General features: G+C 40.3%; 27 protein-coding genes. 15 read left to right on the top strand and 12 right to left on the bottom strand.

Annotation, left to right across the window (positions count from 1 at the left end):
• The first annotated feature begins 35 nt into the window (after positions 1 to 35).
• The 12 genes from NFS18_RS01890 to rsfS all read left to right on the top strand — a co-directional run bounded on the left by NFS18_RS01890 (position 36) and on the right by rsfS (position 7773).
• Entirely contained in the window at positions 36 to 1226 is a 1191-nt protein-coding gene (locus NFS18_RS01890) for a ribonuclease E/G (protein ID WP_251387105.1), read from the top strand.
• A 91-nt stretch (positions 1227 to 1317) separates the two neighbouring features.
• On the top strand, positions 1318 to 1467 hold the full coding sequence (locus NFS18_RS01885) for a hypothetical protein (protein WP_251387102.1): 150 nt from the start codon (positions 1318 to 1320) through the stop codon (positions 1465 to 1467).
• The gene (locus NFS18_RS01880; protein ID WP_251387100.1) at positions 1464 to 2783 is read left to right on the top strand and encodes an aspartate kinase; all 1320 of its coding nucleotides are present in this window, start codon (positions 1464 to 1466) and stop codon (positions 2781 to 2783) included. The genes NFS18_RS01885 and NFS18_RS01880 overlap by 4 nt, the downstream gene beginning before the upstream one ends.
• A gap of 32 nt (positions 2784 to 2815) precedes the next feature.
• The gene (locus tag NFS18_RS01875) at positions 2816 to 3235 is read left to right on the top strand and encodes a CBS domain-containing protein (protein ID WP_251387098.1); all 420 of its coding nucleotides are present in this window, start codon (positions 2816 to 2818) and stop codon (positions 3233 to 3235) included.
• Between the two features lie 223 nt (positions 3236 to 3458).
• Positions 3459 to 3767, top strand: coding sequence for a 50S ribosomal protein L21 (gene rplU, locus NFS18_RS01870; protein WP_251387096.1), 309 nt, complete (start codon positions 3459 to 3461; stop codon positions 3765 to 3767).
• A 6-nt stretch (positions 3768 to 3773) separates the two neighbouring features.
• On the top strand, positions 3774 to 4106 hold the full coding sequence (locus NFS18_RS01865) for a ribosomal-processing cysteine protease Prp (RefSeq protein ID WP_251387094.1): 333 nt from the start codon (positions 3774 to 3776) through the stop codon (positions 4104 to 4106).
• A 5-nt stretch (positions 4107 to 4111) separates the two neighbouring features.
• Positions 4112 to 4396, top strand: coding sequence for a 50S ribosomal protein L27 (gene rpmA, locus NFS18_RS01860; RefSeq protein ID WP_251387092.1), 285 nt, complete (start codon positions 4112 to 4114; stop codon positions 4394 to 4396).
• A gap of 132 nt (positions 4397 to 4528) precedes the next feature.
• The gene (gene obgE, locus NFS18_RS01855; protein WP_251387084.1) at positions 4529 to 5812 is read left to right on the top strand and encodes a GTPase ObgE; all 1284 of its coding nucleotides are present in this window, start codon (positions 4529 to 4531) and stop codon (positions 5810 to 5812) included.
• Between the two features lie 86 nt (positions 5813 to 5898).
• Complete coding sequence (gene yhbY / locus NFS18_RS01850) at positions 5899 to 6189, top strand: ribosome assembly RNA-binding protein YhbY (protein ID WP_251387082.1); 291 nt, start codon at positions 5899 to 5901, stop codon at positions 6187 to 6189.
• A gap of 8 nt (positions 6190 to 6197) precedes the next feature.
• On the top strand, positions 6198 to 6809 hold the full coding sequence (nadD, locus tag NFS18_RS01845) for a nicotinate-nucleotide adenylyltransferase (protein ID WP_251387080.1): 612 nt from the start codon (positions 6198 to 6200) through the stop codon (positions 6807 to 6809).
• A gap of 4 nt (positions 6810 to 6813) precedes the next feature.
• Positions 6814 to 7374 carry a bis(5'-nucleosyl)-tetraphosphatase (symmetrical) YqeK gene (yqeK, locus tag NFS18_RS01840; RefSeq protein ID WP_251387078.1) on the top strand — a complete coding sequence of 187 codons (561 nt, stop codon included), beginning with the start codon at positions 6814 to 6816 and terminating at the stop codon, positions 7372 to 7374.
• A gap of 48 nt (positions 7375 to 7422) precedes the next feature.
• Positions 7423 to 7773 (top strand): ribosome silencing factor, encoded by a 351-nt coding sequence (gene rsfS / locus NFS18_RS01835; protein WP_251387076.1) that lies wholly within the window; start codon positions 7423 to 7425, stop codon positions 7771 to 7773.
• Positions 7774 to 7880: 107 nt separating this feature from the next.
• Here rsfS and lexA read toward each other — a convergent pair whose 3' ends face one another.
• Positions 7881 to 8498, bottom strand: a complete 618-nt coding sequence (lexA, locus tag NFS18_RS01830; RefSeq protein ID WP_251387074.1) for a transcriptional repressor LexA — start codon at positions 8496 to 8498, stop codon at positions 7881 to 7883.
• 263 nt (positions 8499 to 8761) lie between these two features.
• Between lexA and NFS18_RS01825 the strand changes: the two genes are divergently transcribed.
• Both NFS18_RS01825 and NFS18_RS01820 read left to right on the top strand, forming a co-directional pair.
• Positions 8762 to 9841: a tyrosine-type recombinase/integrase gene (locus tag NFS18_RS01825; RefSeq protein WP_251387072.1), complete on the top strand. Its 1080-nt coding sequence runs from the start codon at positions 8762 to 8764 to the stop codon at positions 9839 to 9841.
• A 40-nt stretch (positions 9842 to 9881) separates the two neighbouring features.
• The gene (locus NFS18_RS01820) at positions 9882 to 10616 is read left to right on the top strand and encodes a tRNA 2-thiocytidine biosynthesis TtcA family protein (protein ID WP_251387064.1); all 735 of its coding nucleotides are present in this window, start codon (positions 9882 to 9884) and stop codon (positions 10614 to 10616) included.
• A 68-nt stretch (positions 10617 to 10684) separates the two neighbouring features.
• Here NFS18_RS01820 and NFS18_RS01815 read toward each other — a convergent pair whose 3' ends face one another.
• From NFS18_RS01815 to NFS18_RS01785, 7 genes are all read right to left on the bottom strand, one after another.
• A complete protein-coding gene (locus NFS18_RS01815) occupies positions 10685 to 11344 on the bottom strand; it encodes a cytidylate kinase-like family protein (RefSeq protein ID WP_251387062.1) in 660 nt (219 codons plus the stop codon).
• Between the two features lie 99 nt (positions 11345 to 11443).
• Positions 11444 to 12379 carry an RluA family pseudouridine synthase gene (locus NFS18_RS01810; RefSeq protein WP_251387060.1) on the bottom strand — a complete coding sequence of 312 codons (936 nt, stop codon included), beginning with the start codon at positions 12377 to 12379 and terminating at the stop codon, positions 11444 to 11446.
• Positions 12380 to 12471: 92 nt separating this feature from the next.
• The gene (lspA, locus tag NFS18_RS01805) at positions 12472 to 12984 is read right to left on the bottom strand and encodes a signal peptidase II (RefSeq protein ID WP_251387058.1); all 513 of its coding nucleotides are present in this window, start codon (positions 12982 to 12984) and stop codon (positions 12472 to 12474) included.
• Between the two features lie 36 nt (positions 12985 to 13020).
• A complete protein-coding gene (locus NFS18_RS01800) occupies positions 13021 to 13800 on the bottom strand; it encodes a YlmH/Sll1252 family protein (RefSeq protein ID WP_251387056.1) in 780 nt (259 codons plus the stop codon).
• Between the two features lie 18 nt (positions 13801 to 13818).
• On the bottom strand, positions 13819 to 14367 hold the full coding sequence (locus NFS18_RS01795) for a cell division protein SepF (protein ID WP_251387054.1): 549 nt from the start codon (positions 14365 to 14367) through the stop codon (positions 13819 to 13821).
• Positions 14368 to 14464: 97 nt separating this feature from the next.
• Positions 14465 to 15157 (bottom strand): YggS family pyridoxal phosphate-dependent enzyme, encoded by a 693-nt coding sequence (locus NFS18_RS01790; protein WP_251387052.1) that lies wholly within the window; start codon positions 15155 to 15157, stop codon positions 14465 to 14467.
• Between the two features lie 22 nt (positions 15158 to 15179).
• Positions 15180 to 16580 (bottom strand): HlyD family efflux transporter periplasmic adaptor subunit, encoded by a 1401-nt coding sequence (locus NFS18_RS01785; RefSeq protein WP_251387050.1) that lies wholly within the window; start codon positions 16578 to 16580, stop codon positions 15180 to 15182.
• Positions 16581 to 16692: 112 nt separating this feature from the next.
• On the opposite strand from NFS18_RS01785, the gene NFS18_RS01780 reads away from it, so the two are divergent.
• Positions 16693 to 16893: a DUF378 domain-containing protein gene (locus tag NFS18_RS01780; protein ID WP_251387048.1), complete on the top strand. Its 201-nt coding sequence runs from the start codon at positions 16693 to 16695 to the stop codon at positions 16891 to 16893.
• Positions 16894 to 17020: 127 nt separating this feature from the next.
• Here NFS18_RS01780 and NFS18_RS01775 read toward each other — a convergent pair whose 3' ends face one another.
• Genes NFS18_RS01775 through NFS18_RS01760 form a run of 4 tightly spaced genes read right to left on the bottom strand, consistent with a single transcriptional unit; the run spans position 17021 to position 19760 of the window.
• On the bottom strand, positions 17021 to 18007 hold the full coding sequence (locus NFS18_RS01775) for a D-alanyl-D-alanine carboxypeptidase family protein (protein WP_251387046.1): 987 nt from the start codon (positions 18005 to 18007) through the stop codon (positions 17021 to 17023).
• Positions 17991 to 18386 carry a methylglyoxal synthase gene (locus NFS18_RS01770; RefSeq protein WP_251387045.1) on the bottom strand — a complete coding sequence of 132 codons (396 nt, stop codon included), beginning with the start codon at positions 18384 to 18386 and terminating at the stop codon, positions 17991 to 17993. The genes NFS18_RS01775 and NFS18_RS01770 overlap by 17 nt, the downstream gene beginning before the upstream one ends.
• A gap of 16 nt (positions 18387 to 18402) precedes the next feature.
• Positions 18403 to 19533: an FtsW/RodA/SpoVE family cell cycle protein gene (locus NFS18_RS01765; RefSeq protein WP_251387346.1), complete on the bottom strand. Its 1131-nt coding sequence runs from the start codon at positions 19531 to 19533 to the stop codon at positions 18403 to 18405.
• A gap of 17 nt (positions 19534 to 19550) precedes the next feature.
• On the bottom strand, positions 19551 to 19760 hold the full coding sequence (locus NFS18_RS01760; RefSeq protein WP_251387043.1) for a cell division topological specificity factor MinE: 210 nt from the start codon (positions 19758 to 19760) through the stop codon (positions 19551 to 19553).
• Positions 19761 to 19764: the final 4 nt, after the last annotated feature.

The following is a 19764-nucleotide window of genomic DNA, read 5'->3' as shown; positions in this document are numbered from 1 at the left end:
GAATCGATATAAAACTGAGGAGTGTTGAAATTGACATGACACGTAAAATTCTGATTACGAAGGAAGACAATTGGATATGGACATGGGAGCTGGAGGATGATGAAATTGCAGAAATCCATTGCAGTCCGCAGGAGAATCCTGACCATCAGAAACCGGCATTAAACAGTATTTACATTGGTAAGGTTCAGAATATTGTGGCAAATATCGGCGCTGCCTTTATCAATATCGGCGGTACCAATTGCTACTATGATATGAGTCAGGCAAAGAATGCATTTTTTACGCAAAAAACCGGCAAAAAACCTCTTTGCATCGGAGATGAATTGGTTGTCCAGATTACAAAGGAGGCTGCAAAGACAAAGGTTCCCACAGTAAGCAGTAATATCAGCTTTACAGGATGGTATGCCGTACTCACTTCCGGAAATACGAGAATCGGCGCGTCTGCAAAGATTCCAAAGGTTCAACGGGAAGAATTAAAAGAACAGCTTCAGAATTTGAAAAATGAAGAATATGGTATTATTTTGCGGACAAATGCAAAGGATGCGCCTTTTGAAACAGTAACAAAAGAAATTAAACAGCTTCAGAACCGGTATAAGCATCTAAAAGAAACAGCCATGCACCGCACCTGTTATTCCTGTCTGGAAACTGCAGTAAAGCCTTACATAGCAGATTTAAAAAATGTGTACCTGGATGGATTGAAAGAAATTATCATTGAAGATATAGAACTTTTTGAAGAGGTACAGACATATTTTGAGACAGAACAGCCGGAATATCTGTCCATGCTTCGGAAATATGAGGATCAAATGCTTTCTCTGTCAGCCCTTTATAATCTGAAAAAGGTACTTGAACGTGCCATGAATGAGCGTGTCTGGCTGAAACATGGCGGCTATCTTGTGATACAGCCGACAGAAGCGCTGACCGTTGTGGATGTTAATTCTGGGAAAGATATTTCCGGGAAAAATACAGCGGCAAGCTATTTGAAGATTAATCTGGAGGCGGCACGGGAGATCGCACATCAGATGAGGCTTCGGAACCTGTCCGGTATTATTCTGGTGGATTTTATTAATCTGAATGATGAAAAGGCAATGCAGACATTGTTAAAAGAATTTCGTTACCATCTGTCGAAAGATCCGATTCAGGCAACACTTGTGGACGTGACTGGTCTGCAGCTTGTGGAAGTAACAAGAAAAAAAGTACGGAAGCCGCTGTATGAATATCATACGAAGTAAATGAAAAGAAAGACATAACAATTATGAGTAATTGAGATTTCTGCGAAAGAACAGGAGTTTATTTATGTAAGCGGAGGGAGACTGGGATATTTTGAAAAAGAAGAGATTTACAACAGATTTAGATGGTTGTATAATAAGAAACCGTAAAATAAAAGCTATTTATGGGAAAAGATTTGCCGCTTTGGCAAAACAGTTATCATTAAAGACTGACAGAGAAAATATTGGAGGATACGAATTATGAAGAAGGTCGTGAAGTTCGGAGGAAGTTCACTTGCGAGCGCTGAACAGTTCATGAAGGTAGGCAGTATTATCCGTGCAGATAAATCCAGAAAGTACGTTGTGCCGTCTGCTCCGGGAAAGCGTTCATCCGGAGATACTAAAGTGACAGATATGCTGTACAGCTGTTACGGTGCAGCGATCCGTGAGAAGAAATTTAAAGAACAGTTAGACGCAATCAAAGCTCGTTATCAGGAGATTATTGACGGTTTGGAACTGACTATTTCTCTGGATGGGGAATTTGATGTGATCTGTGAGAATTTTGGAAAAAAAATTGGAAGAGACTATGCTGCTTCCAGAGGAGAATACTTGAATGGAAAAATCATGGCTGCCTATCTGGGCTTTGAATTTATCGATGCTGCAGAAGTGATTCGTTTCCGTAAAGATGGAAGTTTTGATGAAGCTACAACGAATACATTATTGAGCACACGCCTGGAAGCATCGGAAGGTGCTGTTATCCCGGGCTTCTATGGAGCAAAAGAGGATGGAACTGTTGTAACATTTTCCAGAGGCGGTTCTGATGTAACAGGTTCACTTGTAGCTCTTGCCGCAGGAGCAGACCTGTATGAGAACTGGACAGATGTATCCGGTTTTCTGATCGCAGACCCGCGTATTGTTAAGAATCCAAAATCGATTGAAACCATTACATACAAAGAATTACGTGAGCTTTCCTACATGGGAGCAAGCGTGCTTCATGAAGACGCTATTTTTCCGGTACGAAAAGCAGGTATTCCAATTAATATCCGCAATACCAACGCGCCGGAGAACAAGGGAACTTTGATTGTAGAAGGAACTTGCAGACAGCCGAAGTACACAATTACCGGAATTGCCGGAACAGATGGTTTTGCATCAATTACCATTGAAAAGGCGATGATGAATTCTGAGATCGGTTTTTGCCGTAAAGTGCTGGAAGTATTTGAGAAAAATGATATTTCTATCGAGCATATGCCGTCAGGAATTGATACAATGACTATTTTCGTACATAAAGATGAATTTGAAGAGAAAGAGCAGCAGGTGCTTGCAGGCATTCACAAAGCAGTACAGCCAGATCATATCGAACTGGAATCTGATCTGGCGCTGATCGCCATTGTAGGACGGGGAATGCGCGCTACAAGAGGAACAGCAGGCAGAATTTTCTCTGCACTGGCACATGCCCATATCAATGTGAAAATGATCGACCAGGGCTCCAGCGAGCTGAACATCATTGTAGGTGTACGCCATGATGATTTTAAAAGTGCAATACGTGCACTCTATGACATTTTTGTAGTGACACAAATTTAACAACAGAAGAGACTTGCAGGAGGGTGTTGGCTATGAATATCTTGTTTTTTTTGAAGCCAAAGAGTGACGTTGCTTATATTCATGACTATTGTACCTTAAGACAGGTGTTAGAGACGATGGAATATCACAGATACAGCTGTATTCCGATGCTGAACAGGGAAGGAAAATACACAGGAACCCTGACAGAAGGAGACTTACTTTGGTATATCAAGGCACAGCAGGCAATGGATTTAAAAAAAGCGGAGAATATATTTATTTCAGATTTTCCGCGAAGAACAAATTATACTGCTGTTTCTGCCGATGCTGATATGGAGGATCTGCTGCAGAAAGCAATGAATCAGAACTTTGTTCCAGTAGTGGACGATACGGAGAATTTTATCGGAATCATCACAAGAAAAAGCATTTTGGAATACTGTTATCAACAGCTTCAGACTTTGAAAAAACAGGAGTAGAAGAATGGTCATACAGTAGCAGTGCAGCATAGGAGTTTGCACTTGCTGCAAACTCCGTAAAAATGTGTGATGGGAAAATACTTTTACAATATTTTCCCGGAAAACTGTTGACTTTACAATGTTCATATGCTATTCTTTAGAAGTATGCCGCACAATGAGGTTTAAAAGTTCTGTAGTTTTACAGACACCATAATTGGCGAGTAATGATAATAGGAGGTGCCCCATGTACGCGATTATAGCAACAGGTGGTAAACAGTACAAAGTAGCCGAAGGCGATATCATTAAAGTAGAAAAGCTTGGTGTAGAAGCTGGAGAAGCTTATACGTTTGACCAGGTCCTTGCAGTAGGCGGTGACAAGTTCGTTGCAGGATGTCCGACAGTTGACGGAGCAACAGTTACAGCTTCCGTGATCGGAGACGGTAAGGCGAAGAAAGTCATTGTATATAAGTATAAGAGAAAATCCGGATACCACAAGAAAAACGGACACAGACAGCAGTACACAGCTGTCAAGATCGAAAAGATCAACGCATGATCAACCATGATCCATGCAACAGTTTATGTGAATGAAAATCATGCATATACAGGGTTTGATTTTATCGGTCACGCAGAATATTCAAAAGCGGGAACTGATATTGTCTGCGCAGCAGCCTCTATGCTGGTGATCAATACACTGAATGCGATCGAACGCTATACGAGTGATGAGACAAGCTGTGTTTCCAATGAAGATGAGGGGATGATCGAATTCCGATTCAGGGAAGAACCCACGCATGACGCACAGTTGTTGGTCAAGACCATGCTTCTCGGGTTAGAGAGTCTGGAAGACAACAACGAATACGAACCATACATTGATATTATTTTCGAGGAGGTGTAACTACCATGATGAAATTGAACCTTCAGTTTTTCGCTCATAAAAAGGGAGTTGGTTCCACAAAAAACGGACGTGACTCTGAGGCAAAGAGATTGGGTGCCAAAAGAGCAGACGGACAGTTTGTTAAAGCTGGTAACATCCTTTACAGACAGCGCGGAACAAAGATTCATCCGGGTCTGAATGTAGGACGCGGCGGAGACGATACTTTGTTTGCACTGGTTGACGGTGTTGTAAGATTTGAAAGAAAAGGAAGAGATAAGAAACAGGTTTCTATCTATCCGATAGCTGAATAATCGACCGTTATAGAAGGCAGGAATATTTTTCCTGCCTTTTTTTAAGATATTAACTGTTATCATCAGGCTTTGAAAATGGAATGATAAAGATACGAGAATATCTGTTTTATATAGATTACAGGAGGATGTTTTATGTTTGCAGACAGAGCAAAAATATGGATTCGTTCCGGGAATGGTGGAAACGGTCATTGCAGCTTCCGCCGGGAATTATATGTTGCCAACGGCGGTCCTGACGGCGGAGACGGCGGAGACGGCGGAGATCTGATATTTGAAGTGGACAAGGGCTTGAATACACTTGTGGATTACCGTCATAAGAGAAAATATGCTGCAGGCGACGGTGAAGAGGGCGGTAAACGACGCTGCCACGGAAAGAATGGGAAGGACCGTGTCCTAAAAGTACCGGAAGGAACAATCATTAAAGAAGCAAAGAGCGGTAAAGTTATCGCCGATATGTCCGGTGATAACCAGCGCCAGGTTGTTTTAAAAGGCGGCAGAGGCGGTTTGGGAAACCAGCATTTTGCAACTGCAACGATGCAGGTGCCGAAGTATGCACAGCCCGGAAAGCCGGCTATGGAACTGGAAGTAACATTGGAATTAAAGGTAATCGCCGATGTAGGGCTGATTGGATTTCCAAATGTAGGAAAATCCACACTGTTATCCAGAGTGACTAATGCAGAACCGAAGATTGCCAATTATCATTTCACAACTCTGAGCCCGAATCTTGGTGTAGTAGATCTGGACAACGGCCGGGGATTTGTTATGGCAGATATTCCAGGGCTGATCGAGGGGGCTTCTGAAGGTGTAGGACTTGGACATGAGTTCCTGCGCCATATTGAACGTACGAAGATGATGATTCATGTAGTTGATGCAGCCGGAATTGAAGGAAGAGATCCTGTCGATGACATTTATAAGATCAACAAAGAGCTGGAAGCCTATAATCCAGAAATCGCAAAGCGTCCGCAAGTGATCGCGGCAAATAAGACGGATTTGATTTATATGGAGGATGAAGACCCGGCAGAATATCTTCGTAAGGAATTTGAACCAAAGGGAGTCAAAGTATTTCCGATTTCCGGTGCTACAGGAAAAGGCATCTCCGAACTGTTGTATTATGTAAGTGAACAGCTGCAGCTGATGGATTCTAAGCCAATTGTATTTGAGCAGGAGTATTTCCCGGAGGATGAGCTTATTTACGAAGAACTGCCGTACGAGGTGACAAAGGAAGACGGTATGTACATTGTAGAAGGTCCGAAGATTGAGAAAATGCTTGGTTATACGAACCTGGATTCTGAAAAAGGATTTGCCTTCTTCCAGCGTTTCTTAAAAGAAACTGGGATTTTAAAAGATCTGGAAGCAGCCGGAATTCAGGAAGGGGATACTGTTAAAATGTATGGATTACAGTTTGATTATTATAAATAATGCAGCAGAAAAAGTGAGTATTGAAAGAAACTGTACCGCAATGAAGAACGGTTTGTATTAATTTTTATTTAAAAGGAGAAACGTAAATGACAACAAAACAGAGAGCATATTTGAAAAGTCTTGCAATGACTATGGTTCCAATTTTTCAGATTGGAAAATCAAGTATGACGCCTGGATTGACGCAGGCGATCACAGAGGCTCTGGATGCACGTGAACTGATTAAAATCAGTGTACTGAAGAACTGTGCCGATGATCCTTGCGAGTTGGCAGAACTGGTGGCTGAGCGTACCCGTTCACAGGTGGTTCAGGTCATTGGTAAGAAAATTGTCCTTTACAAAGAAGGAAAAGACAACAAGAAAAAGATTATATTACCGTAGGTGAGACTATGAAAATAGGAATTATGGGAGGCACCTTTGATCCTATACACATCGGGCATCTGCTGCTCGGGCAGTTTGCTTATGAGGACTTCGGACTGGACCAGATCTGGTATCTGCCAAATGGGAATCCGCCCCACAAACAGACAGAAGAGGGGACCAAAGCACTGAGGCACCGGATTGAGATGGTGCGTCTTGCTATTCAGGACATGCCTTATTTTAAGCTTTGTCTGCTCGAAGCAAAGGAAACTGAACATTCTTACACATATAAAACAATGAGAGAATTGAATGCACAGTACCCGGAGCACAAATTTTATTTTATTCTGGGTGCTGATTCACTGTTTGAAATTGAGAATTGGAAGTATTTCCGAGAGATTTTCCCAACCTGTACAATTCTGGCTGCAATGCGGGATGACAAGAATGTGGAAAAGATGCTTGCACAGATGACTCATCTTGTAGAACAGTACGGCGCTGAAATTGAGCTTTTAAGAGCTCCTCTTTTGGAAATTTCTTCTACAGCTATCCGAAGCCGGGCGCGTAATAATCTAAGTGTATATTATATGGTTCCAGATACTGTGGCGGAGTATATCGTGAAAAATGAATTATACCAAATGCGAGGATGAACAGATGGCAGACTTAGAAGCAATCCAGAAAAAACTGGATAAAATATTGAAAAAAGAACGTTATGCACATACACTGGGTGTAATGTATACTGCGGGGGCTCTCGCCATGTGCCATGGCGAAGACATTGAAACCGCAATGACAGCAGGGCTTTTGCACGATTGTGGTAAGCTTTCGCCGGTTGAAAAACAGATGGAAATGTGCAGAAAATATCAAATTAGTCTGACAGAAACAGAATTCATGATACCTGCACTGATTCATGCGAAACTGGGGGCTTATCTGGCAGAAGAGAAATATAATATTCATGACAAACGGATTTTGGATGCAATCTTGTATCATACAACAGGAAAGCCGAATATGAATTTGTTGGAGAAAATCATCTATCTGGCAGATTATATTGAGCCGGGCAGGAAAATGATACCGGGACTTCCAGAAGTGCGGAAGCTCAGTTTTACAGATATCGACCGTGCCGTGTGCAGATGTTCAGAACTGACATTAGGATTCTTAGAACGTATGGGACGTACAATTGATCCAATGACAAGACAGACCTACGAATATTACAGATAAACAAATTGCATTATGTAGTGGAAAGATAGAAGAGAAGGAGAGAAGCAGATGAATCAGGCAAAAGAAATGGCGAAAATTGCTTATGAAGCATTGAATGATAAAAAAGGCGAAGATATCAAGATTATTGATATTGCCGAAATTTCCGTAATGGCAGACTATTTCCTGATTGCAAATGGTAACAGTGACAGTCAGGTACGTGCTTTGGTAGATAATGTAGAAGAAGAAATGCATAAGGCTGGATATAGCGTGAAACAGCGAGAAGGCTATGGAAGCGGAAGCTGGGTACTGATGGACTTCGGTGATATCATTGTGCATATCTTTGATAAAGAAAACCGTCTGTTCTATGATCTGGAAAGAATCTGGAGAGATGGAAAGCTTGTAGATGTAGAAAGTTTGTAGCTGTAGGTGGAACTAATAAATATTAACATATGATATATAGTAAGCCTGAATGATTCATCCATACGGAATGTATTGAAGTATGAATCGTTCAGGCTTAAGTTTCTTTATCATCGAAAAAATCTCATCACACCGATAACTTTTCCCAGAATCGTAACATCAGGTACAATGATCGGATCCATGAAATCATTCTCTGGCTGAAGACGGAAAACACCTTCCTCTTTGTAAAATGTCTTAACGGTTGCTCCGTCTCCGATCATGGCAACAACCAGATCACCGTTATCAGCAGTATTCTGTTCCTGTACAAGTACATAATCCCCGCTGAAAATACCAACATTGATCATGCTGTCACCTTTAACAGTCAATAAGAAAGTCGGCTTGTTCGGAAGCATCTCCACCGGAAATGGAAAATAGTCCTCAATATGCTCCTGTGCAAGCAAAGGCTGACCGGCAGCCACATATCCAAGCATTGGAACATTCGTCATCTCACGGCGTGTGAGATTAAATGTATCATCCAAAATCTCAATAGCACGCGGTTTTGTCGGATCACGTCTGATATAACCGTTCTTCTCCAGTGTCTCAAGATGAGAGTGGACAGAAGAAGTAGACTTCAGATTCACTGCCTCACAAATCTCACGTACAGCTGGCGGGAATCCACGCTCCAGGATCTGTGACTTAATATACTGAAGAATCTCTTCCTGCTTTTTGCTTATCTTACCATATGACATAATATGTAACACCTCCTGTTGTAATTACAAATACTTATCCTTATATTACCACAATGCATCTGGAAAAGCAAACACTTGTTGCGAAAATATGTTCGTATCAGTGCAAGGCGCCGTGTGAACAGTAACGGCTATTTCACATAATTCAGTATTATATATCTATACGACAAATACCGATTTTTCCAAAAGATGTAGACAGAAAAACAAGGATATGATATACTAAATCATGAATTTTATATGATAATAAATAAATTGAGGTATTAATTATGTCCAACGAATCCACACAACAACATCAAAAAACATATCATGAACAGACCTATATTGATAATACATTACGCCTTCGTGAAATATTAAAGACGCTGCCGGCTTTTGCAAAGGATTATTTCCGTGCAGTTGAACCTACAACTTCTGCAAAAACCAGAATTTCCTATGCATATGATATACGTGTCTTTTTTCACTTTTTAATGGAGTGTAATCCTGTGTATAAGAATTATAAGATTGAAGACTTTAAAGTGTCAGATTTGGAGCGTTTAGAGCCTGTTGACATTGAGGAATACCAGGAATATCTGAAAGTATACAGAAATCCTGATGAAAAACAGATTACAAACACAGAAAAAGGGCTTTCCCGAAAAATGTCTGCACTGAGAAGCTTTTATGGATATTATTTTAAACGGCAGATCATCAGCAAGAATCCTACACTACTTGTGGATATGCCTAAATTACATGAAAAAGCAATTATTCGTCTCGATACAGATGAAACTGCATCTTTATTGGATTTTGTTGAGCATGGCGGGGATGAACTGACAGGACAGAAAAAGGTATATTATGAAAAAATGAAAAACCGGGACCTTGCTATCATTACTCTCCTGTTAGGAACAGGCATCCGGGTGTCTGAATGTGTAGGGTTGGATATACAGGATGTGGATTTTAAAAATAACGGTATTAAGGTCACCCGAAAAGGCGGTAATGAGATGGTTGTATATTTTGGCGAGGAAGTAGAATATGCGCTGAAGCAATATCTCTATACGACACGTAAGACTACTGTTCCGCTCTCCGGCCATGAAAATGCTCTTTTCCTCTCTACTCAAAGAAAGCGTATGGGTGTGCAGGCAGTTGAAAACATGGTTAAGAAATATGCCCGTCAAGTGACTCCAAACAAAAAAATTACCCCTCACAAGCTCCGCAGTACATATGGTACGGCGCTTTATAGGGAAACAGGTGATATTTATCTTGTAGCAGACGTACTCGGACACAAGGATGTTAATACAACAAAGAAACATTATGCAGCCATTGATGAAAACAGACGCCGCCAGGCTGCAGGAGCGGTTAAGCTGCGGGAACCTTGATTATATAAAAAAATTTATTACAATTTCAGGAGGAATGACCATGCAATTACAGCGATTATTGAGTTATACAAGAAAAGCCGTTGATGAATACCAAATGATTGAAGAAGGTGACCATATTGCAGTCGGTATTTCCGGCGGTAAAGACAGTCTGACTTTACTCTATGCCCTTCATGGTTTGAAACGATTTTATCCGAAACACTTTGATCTGAGCGCAATTACAATAGATTTGGGATATGAAGGTTTCAACTTATCTCCCATTCAGGAACTTTGTAAAGAAATGGAGGTTCCCTATACAATTGTAAAATCCGACATTTATAATATACTTTTTAATATCAGAAAAGAATCTAATCCCTGCTCATTGTGCGCTAAAATGAGGAAAGGAGCTTTAAATGAAGCTATTAAGGCTCTGGGATGTAACAAAGTGGCATATGCTCATCATAAGGATGATATCATAGAGACTATGCTGCTTTCACTTATTTTTGAAGGCCGCTTTCACAGTTTTTCTCCAAGAACCTATCTGGACCGTATGGATTTGACGGTCATTCGCCCGATTATGTTTGTAGATGAGATGGATGTCATCGGTTTTCAGCATAAGTATAATCTTCCGGTCGTAAAGAGCAAGTGTCCGGTAGACGGTTATACAAAACGCCAGTATGCGAAAGAACTGGTCCGCCAGCTAAATACAGAACATCCCGGTGCAAAAGAAAGGATGTTCCATGCAATCTTAAGCGGAGAAATCCCAGGCTGGCCGGAGCGGGTGCCGCATATTCGTTAAATACAAATTAGTAGAAAAACCACTATACAGCAGCTGCAGCAAAAGCTGTTACTGTATAGTGGTTTCTATTAGAATATCTTGAAATTATGATTTTTATCGTTCTGGAAAGATTCTTTCATCTCGACATATTTCTCAATCATCTTTGCAGTGCCCTCAATCCCTAAATCTGAACTGCTTACACAAAGTTCATAGCTGTCTGTATCACCCCAGCGCTTGTTTGTGTAGTAGTTATAGTAGCTTGCACGTTTTTTATCTGTCTTGATGATCATATCCTTTGCTTTATTATCCGGCAGATCGTAGTGCTTGGCGACACGGCGGATTCTGTCGTTTAGATCAGCACGGATAAATATGCTTACTACATTATCATAGTTTTCCAGTGCGTAATCTGCACATCTTCCGACCAAAACACAGGGACCTTCTTCGGCAATCTTCTTAATTGCATCAAACTGAGCAAGGAAAACCTTATGGTTGATAGGCATATCTGTGTATGTACTTCCTGTATATCCCATAGAATAAGTGTCCATTACAAGCGAATAAAGAAAGCTGTTTGTCGGCTTCTCATCATGAGTCTCAAAAATTTCCTCACAAATACCGCTCTCTTTTGCTGCTCTTGCAAGCATCTCTTTATCGTAGATCTTGATTCCCAAGTCTTTTGCGATGATTTCACCGATATCCTGTCCGCCGCTTGCAAATTGTCTTCCGATTGTAATAATTGTGTTTGTTTTCATAGCAGTCACTCTCCTTCATGTGGGACACCTATCTATATATAGATGGTTCATGCACAAAAATAATTATGTAATATTTATTATATAGCAAAATCCGTATATTTACAAGTCCTGCAATTTCTTTAATAAATTCTCAAAGTATTCTGGCAAAGGAGCATCAAATTCCATATACTCTCTGGAAGATGGGTGGCGGATTCCAAGAATTTTTGCGTGCAATGTCTGCCCATTCAACTTATATGAAGATTTCGCCGGACCGTAAACATCGTCCCCAAGAATCGGATGTCCGATACTGGCCATATGTACACGAATCTGATGTGTACGCCCAGTTTCCAATTGACATTCGATATATGTAAACTTTCCAAAGCGTTCCAGCACCTTATAGTGTGTTACCGCTCTTCTGCCGTTTGGCGCTTTGGTACTCATTTTTTTACGATCTGTAGGATGTCGTCCGATTGCAGCAACAATCGTTCCGGTATTTTCTTTCATATTCCCATAGATGATCGCATGATATTTCCGTGTGATAGAATGTTCTTTTAATTGTTCTGCAAGAATTCTGTGAGCTTTGTCATTTTTGCAGATGAGAAGCGAACCAGTTGTATCCCTGTCAATCCGGTGGACAATTCCCGGACGAAGTATGCCATTAATTCCGGATAACTGTCCTTTACAGTGATACATGACCGCATTGACTAATGTACCGCTGTAGTGTCCCGGAGCAGGATGAACCACCATTCCCTTAGGTTTATTTACTACAAGTATATCTTCGTCCTCATATAAGATATTCAAAGGAATGTCTTCCGGAAGAATATCCGGCTCTTCCGGTTCGGGAACGGCAATTTCAATTATATCTCCGGCTGAAGTCTTATAATTGGATTTTACCTGTTTTTGATTGACAGTCACATTTCCGTCAAGAATCAATTTTTGAAGATAAGAACGCGACAAGTCAGGCAGTTGCTCCGCCAGATATTTATCCAGGCGTACCGCAGCCAGTTCCTTCGCTGGTATTAATTTAATTGTTTCAGATAAATCTTCATAATACATTTTGCTTACACTCTCTTCATATCTAAGCTTCATAATCAATAAACAAAAGTGTGCTTCATATACACTTATACCACTGCCTTAAAAAGTCTGATTTATCTGTCAAACTTCAAAGAAAAACTGCTCAGCTCATCATCCTTATAAATAAAAAGAATCAGTATTGCAAATAAAAAGCATGCAATAACAACATAACAGTCTGCCACATTGAAAATCGGAAAATCAATCAGACTAAAGTAGAAAAAATCAATTACATAATTCAGAAAGATCCGGTCTATCATATTACCAATTGCTCCTGCACAGATTAATACCGCGCAGAACTTCAAAGGAAAGAAACGCTTTCCAGAAGGGATCTTTCTATAAAAGAAAAGTATTACAAAGGAGACAAAAACTGCCCCGATCGTAAATAAAAACTGTTTTCCCTGAAACATGCCAAATGCTGCTCCACGGTTTTCCAGATATTGAAGTTCAAATATATCTGGAATCAGAATAAATGAATCCTGATTCTTTAGATTTACAACTGCAAGCCACTTGGTAAACTGGTCTGCTGCAACGAGTACAACAATCCAGACAAAGGCATACAGATATGATTTTAATATTTTTACTTTCATAACAAGTTCCCTTTCTTTTGCAATATTCAGATTACATCAGATATATTTCAATATGCTGACACAGATGCGATTCTTCCGGGTAATATTTCCTGTTCCGCAGAACTTAAACTTTCCCATCCCGCGCACGGAAATTATATCCTGCTCTTTTACCTGATATCCATTTGAGGTGACAAGTTTCCCGTTTACAAATACTTTTGCACCTTCAATTAATCCCAGAAGCCTGCTGCGCGACGAGGCAAAAGCCAGTGCGAGCAGGCTGTCCAGACGAACCGAAGCAACAGTGCCGTTAATTGTTTCATATCGCGGCTCATAACGAAAATCTTGAAACTCCACTTCCGCAGTCATGACTGTTGTATGACGGATCCGGGTTAGTTCATCTATCAGGAAATCTTTCATTTTAAAATTTACAAACACAAAAGCATTTTTACCGTCAATTAAAATATCCCCTGTTTTGCTTCGGTCAATTCCAAGGTTTAGCATTGCGCCGAGATAATCCCTGTGACTTAGCTCCTCCGCAAATTTCTCATATAAAGGACTGATACGAAGAACGCATATTTCTCTGCTAAAGAAAGAACGAATATCTAGTTCTCCACGCAAAGAAAGAGCATCAGGTAGAAATGCCGCCATCTGACGCTCTGCTAAATCGTATCCGCCGAAAAGGACATACCCTGCACAAAGGGTATTTTTCGGAATGGAATGCAAAATATTCAATTCGTTCAGATTAAGAAAATCTGAATAAGTGATAATGTCCCGGTTATACGCAAGTCTTGATAACTCCAGCAGACGCTTTTCCAATATCTGTTCTTCTTTCATCATTGTCATATATCTATGTAATTAAAATCTGCCGCGCACAGTCGGCTGTTCCATGGAACCGCTTAAAAGATCCTGCAAATCACCAGTTATATCTACATTAGTCGGTGTTACAAGAAAAATATAATTGGAAATTTTCTGCAGATTACCACTGATTGCAAAAGTAGCGCCGGAAATAAAGTCTATGATACGCTGTGCGATCTCTAAATCCATACCTTCCAGATTCAGGATAACTGTACGTCCCGCCAGAAGTGTCTCTGTAATCTCTCTGGAATCATCTACAGATGTCGGTTTTACAACACAGACCTCCATACTTGCATTGTTGGTTCGTCTTGATGCCGGCTGGCGCATTGGTGTTACCTTACTGCTGTTTGCAGGTGCAAACCGGTTTCCGCTCTCTTCTACATCAAAATCATCATAGTCATCACGGCTGCTCTTCTTCATTCCGCCAAAAAGAGGCTTATGCGGCTTCTCTTCTTCATATTCATCATCATAAAATTCATCATCATAGAAATCATCGTCATAATCATCATTTAATTTCATGATATCTAGAAATTTATCAAACACACCCATGTTATACTCCTATCTTGTGTTACCTAAATCAACACGTTATTTTATAAAAGTACTTTCGTACCAAAGTATCCGTTACAAACTGAACGTACAATCGAAATTATATTGAATATTCTCTTATTCCAAAAATACCGGTTCCTACCCGTACCATGGAAGCCCCCTCTTCAATTGCAACTTCGTAATCATTGGTCATCCCCATCGAAAGTATACTCGCATTAACATTATCAATGTTTTTGCTCATAATGTCAACAGATAAATTGTGTAAATTTTTAAAAATTGTCCGGTTTTCTTCTGCATTTTCTACAAAAGGAGCAACTGTCATCAGTCCTTGAATACAAATATGCGGGAATGTAGAGACTTTTTTTACAAATGGAAGTACATCTTTCATAGAGATTCCAAATTTGCTATTCTCCTGTGCAACATTTACTTCAATCAGAATATTGACTTTGCAGTCCTTTTTGGCTGCCTCCCTTTCAATGACCTCTGCCAGCTTCAGGGAATCTACAGAATGGATGCAGGCAACCTTATCTACAATATATTTTACTTTATTTGTCTGTAAATGCCCGATCATATGCCATTGAATATCTTTTGGAAGCACTTCATATTTATCTGTAAGCTCTTGTACTTTATTCTCGCCAAAAATACGCACTCCTGCATCATACGCCTCTTGCAGCGCCTCTACAGGCTTTGTCTTACTGACCGCAATCAGAGTCACGTCTTCCCGTCTCCGGCCGGAACGGTCACAGGCCGCCTGAATATGCTGTTCTACTTCTGCAAGCTGTTTTCTTATCATTATCCGTCATTCCTTTCAATATTTATTGAAATACTACTTCCTCTTCTTTCACGGTTGTTCCATCCTGTACGATATGGTCATACGCAGAAAGACCATAGGAAGTCCCTTCCTGTACAATATAGTAATCGTCATTGTCACAGAGGATATCTACCACTTTGAATACGGCGTATCCCTGATTGATATTGTATACACCCTGAAGCTTTCTTTCTTCTTTTAATTCTAAAGTATCATTAGATTCCGGTTTCACCAGTACAGTATGTTCTTCAAAATCTTTTGGATTCAAATATGCATAGCCGTCATCAGAAGTATAATACACTTCCGCAGACACATATTTAGCTTCATTTTTATACTTGACCATAACTCCCTGGGAACTGCCTGATCCGCTTGTCGTCAGATAATCTTCAGGAACTGTATAAAATGATTTTTCAATCACGGAACTCTTCGGTATCTTCAAACCGCTCTGATCTTTCAGAATTAGTTCCACATTCAAAAAACGGTCTTCACAATAACGGATCATGGAATCCTTAAACTGTAAATGCCCATAATACTGTTTCCCTTTTTTCAAAACAGAAAAATCTGCCCATGCCGTTTCACTGTCTTTATCTATTCGCACTTTGACCATAGAAATGTCAGATAATTGTTTTGCCGTGTCCTTATCTAATTTGACATACACATCCCAGTTCTCAGAAGTTACAAGTCTGTATGCCGGACTTCCGGCTTTCACTTCCATCTGGTCTGACAACTGGACGGCTTCATAGCTGCCTTTGTCAAAAACGGATTCATTTAAGTCTTCTTCAGTCAGGCTTTCATATCCATCGTATGTAAGCACCATAATACCATCCTGGGTACTTGGATAAGATGTGGCTGTGATACCACTTGATGCGATCAATGCGTCCATTTGTATATTACGGGAGTGATTCATCGCATTATGCAAAGTATTCACATATTCATTTTTCATTGTATATACAGTAGAAAATTTGTCTGTAGTAAAATTCTCATTAAAATTCTGTACCTGCAGATTTAATGCTTTTTCTACTTCTGCGCTTAGGGTTATATCTTCTGCTTTTGTTTGTTCCGGACTGTGAAGCTTCTCAGAAGAAACAGCATAAATATTACTTCCCGCTTTTACCTTGCTGTTTTCATTCTGATAATAACTGATATAACCGTTACTTTCTGCATTGACAACTGTTTCCTGACGGATAACCAGTCCGGTATAAGAATAATCTTTAACAATACTTCCCTGACGTACTTCATAAACAGAAATCCGCTTTGAAGTCGCATATGTAAAAATGGTAACAATGAGATATATAAACACGATCGTAAAGATTAGAATTCCGATATTCATTTCACGTTTTGTCTTATATTGATTTATATTAATTGTTTTTTTCCTGGTGTTTTCTGCCTTTGTCTTTTGATGTCCCAAAGTATCTACCTCCAGAATATTAATTTAAACATAAGTAAGTATAGCATTTTCATATGTATATTTCCAGTTTTTCGTGAAATAATAATGATAGCATAAAAAAGGAGGAAATAACATGAAGTGGTTTGACAACACAGCTCTTACAATTGTGATCATCGGAGCGGTTAATTGGCTCCTGGTCGGTATCTTCCGTTTTGACCTTGTAGCATTCCTTTTTGGAAACTTAAGCTGGCTTTCCAGAATTATTTATACAATCGTAGGACTTTGCGGATTGTATCTCATCAGTCTCTATGGAAGAATCAACAGACTAGATTAATCAAAAATGATCTGTTTGATAATAAAAACAGAAAAACCGCTGCAGATTGAATGCTCCAATCTGTCTCAGCGGTTTTTTGTTGCCAAGCAGACTCAAAATAGTCCGGTCGGACTGTTTTGAGTCTGCTTTAAACTTTTGGAATTCCCGCACTTAAAAGCTGGGACATGTTGTCGTACAGCATCGCCTTGTCAGAAGCTCCCATAAGGACAGAAATATAAGGATTACCTGACAAATCTTCATCGTAGAGAATGACACAATTGCCCGCCTGATCTGTTGTTCCGGTTTTTCCGCCCAGTACCCGTATTCCCTCAGGAGCCGCTGCTGCTCCCGATGAATAAAAATTGCTGGCCCTCCATTCTATGTTTCGCACAACACCGTCAGCGCCGATAAGTGTTCCCGTATAAGACTTCATGGCCAGAATATCCAGATAGCGCTGATCCAGGATTGCCGCATTGAAAAACAAATACAAATCATATGCGGTCGTATAATGATTTTCATCATGGAGTCCATGAGCATTTGTAAAATGGCTGTTTGTTGCGCCAAGCGCCCATGCCTCTTCATTCATCTTTTGCGCAAAAGCCTCTTCACTGCCGAATAAATGCTCTGCAATTGCCACACCTGCATCATTGCCGGAGGCAAGCGTCAATCCGCAGATCAGATCATAAAGAGAAACCTGATCTCCTGCCTGCAGCCAGCAGAGAGAGGCATCATCGTCAAAAGTGACTGCATTCTCACTGACTGTTACAATATCATCCATATTCCCATACTTCAAGGCAACATAGGCTGTCAGAACCTTTGTTGTGCTTGCCGGAAACAATCTCTGATGAATTCGGTCTGCATAAAGCACCTTTCTCTGGTTCAGATCAAATAATCCGGCAGCATGTGCCTCAGGATATCCCTGATATGCTTCCAGAGGAATATCCTGTGAGGTTACACATAAGTTCTGTGCGAAAAAATCACCCCGGTAAATATTTTGATTAAATTCTGTTGTTTCATAAATGGAGGCATACGAAATCTGTTGTTTTTCTGCACTGCATCCTTCCAGCATCATACCCGAAAACACAAAAATACAGACAATAAATGCTGCTTTTTTTAATTTATTTATACATTTCACGCCAGTCCAAATCTCCTCTGTCTAATGCAAGTATCAATGCTTCAGCTGTGGCAATATTAGTTGCCATCGGAATATTATACATGTCACAAAGTTTTACAATATCATTTACATTCGGTTCATGAGAACGCGGGGTAAGCGGATCACGGAAGAAAATCAGCAGATCCATGTCATTGTGCTCAATCTGTGATCCCAGCATCTGCTGTCCTCCTAAATGTCCGGGAAGATATTTGTAAATGCTTAAGTTCGTAACAGATTCTACAAGCATGCCCGTTGTCTCTGTCGCAAAGAGATTGTGTTTGCACAGAATTCCTCTGTATGCAATACAGAAATTCTGCATCAGTTTCTTTTTGGCATCATGTGCAACCAGTCCAATATTCATAAAAAGCCACTCTCCTCTATTGATATTTATTCGGCTGAAGTCCAACATTTAATACGAATCCGATTCCAATGAAAAGACAGATAACAGAGGTCTTTCCATAACTCACAAAAGGCAGGGAAATACCTGTATTCGGAAGAGTCATCGTCGCCACACCGATATTGATGAAGCTTTGAATACCAATCAGTCCCCCTACTCCGGAACAAATAATCCTGCCAGCAGTATCTCTGGCCCTCATACCAACGATTATACAATCTACCACTATTAATAATATCAGAATTATGATGACACAACAACCCACAAATCCCAATTCTTCTCCGATAATTGCAAAAATAAAATCTGTCTGAGGCTCAGAAATAAAATTTCCATTTTTTACAGATACGGTAGAGTCTGTTTTGTATCCTTTTCCGGTCAGTTGTCCTGAACCGATTGCCATGATCGAATTGAGCTGCTGATAGGCTTCTTCCGACTCATATTCTTCCGGATACAGCCATGCCAGAATACGGGTCTGCTGATACTCCTTTATCAGGGGCTGGTTCGGCTGAATGACAATAATAAACAAAATAACAGCTGTCGGTACCGCGATCGCAAGTACCGTTCCGATGAACTTATAATTCAGCCCCGCCATATACATCAGCACACAAAACAACAGCGCAAGACAAATGGTATTGGACAGATTCGGCTGTTTATAAACCAGAATCAGTGAGGGAACTAACAATGCCACTGCCTGAATGATAGTTTTCTTGTCGCTGACGATCGTTTCTCTGTCTGATAAAAACCTTGCAAAAAAAAGGATTAAAATCAACTTCGTCAAATCCGAAGGCTGGAACTGTACAAATCCAAGGTTCAGCCAGCGGGTTGCACCGTTTACATTCTCTCCAAAAAGGAGAACCGTTATGAGCATGACAATATTGACCGCATACATTACCCAGTAAAATTTTAAAATCCAGTTGTAATCGATCAAAGAGACCACCGCCATGGCAATCAGTCCCAGAATCACTCCCTGAAGCTGCTGAATCTGATAGGATTGCTGTGCGCTTCCCACAACAAACACCCCAATAACGGAAAGAGCTGTCACGAGCAATACCAGACTGATCCGGTAATGTTTGAACCGGTAATGCTGTTTTAATTTTTGAATATATGAATTCAGTTTTTCTGTTAAACCTTTCAATTTTTCTCTCCTGTATATCTAATAAGAATCTCAGAACGTGTAATCTGAACTTCAATTTTCCTGGAATTAAGATCCATATATTTTGCCAGGGTATGGTAGATGTCCGAAGACAGTTGCTCCGTAATATCCGGTGTACATTCTATCCTGTCTGCACCAAGCAGCGTATGGAGGCGTTCTTTTGCAATCTGAACAGAGGGCACACTCATATCT

The sequence above is a fragment of the Mediterraneibacter agrestimuris genome, assembly GCF_943193195.1.
Lineage (GTDB): Bacteria > Bacillota > Clostridia > Lachnospirales > Lachnospiraceae > Schaedlerella > Schaedlerella agrestimuris.
Note: the sequence above shows the minus strand (reverse complement) of the source record. Positions and strands in the feature narration are given on the sequence as shown.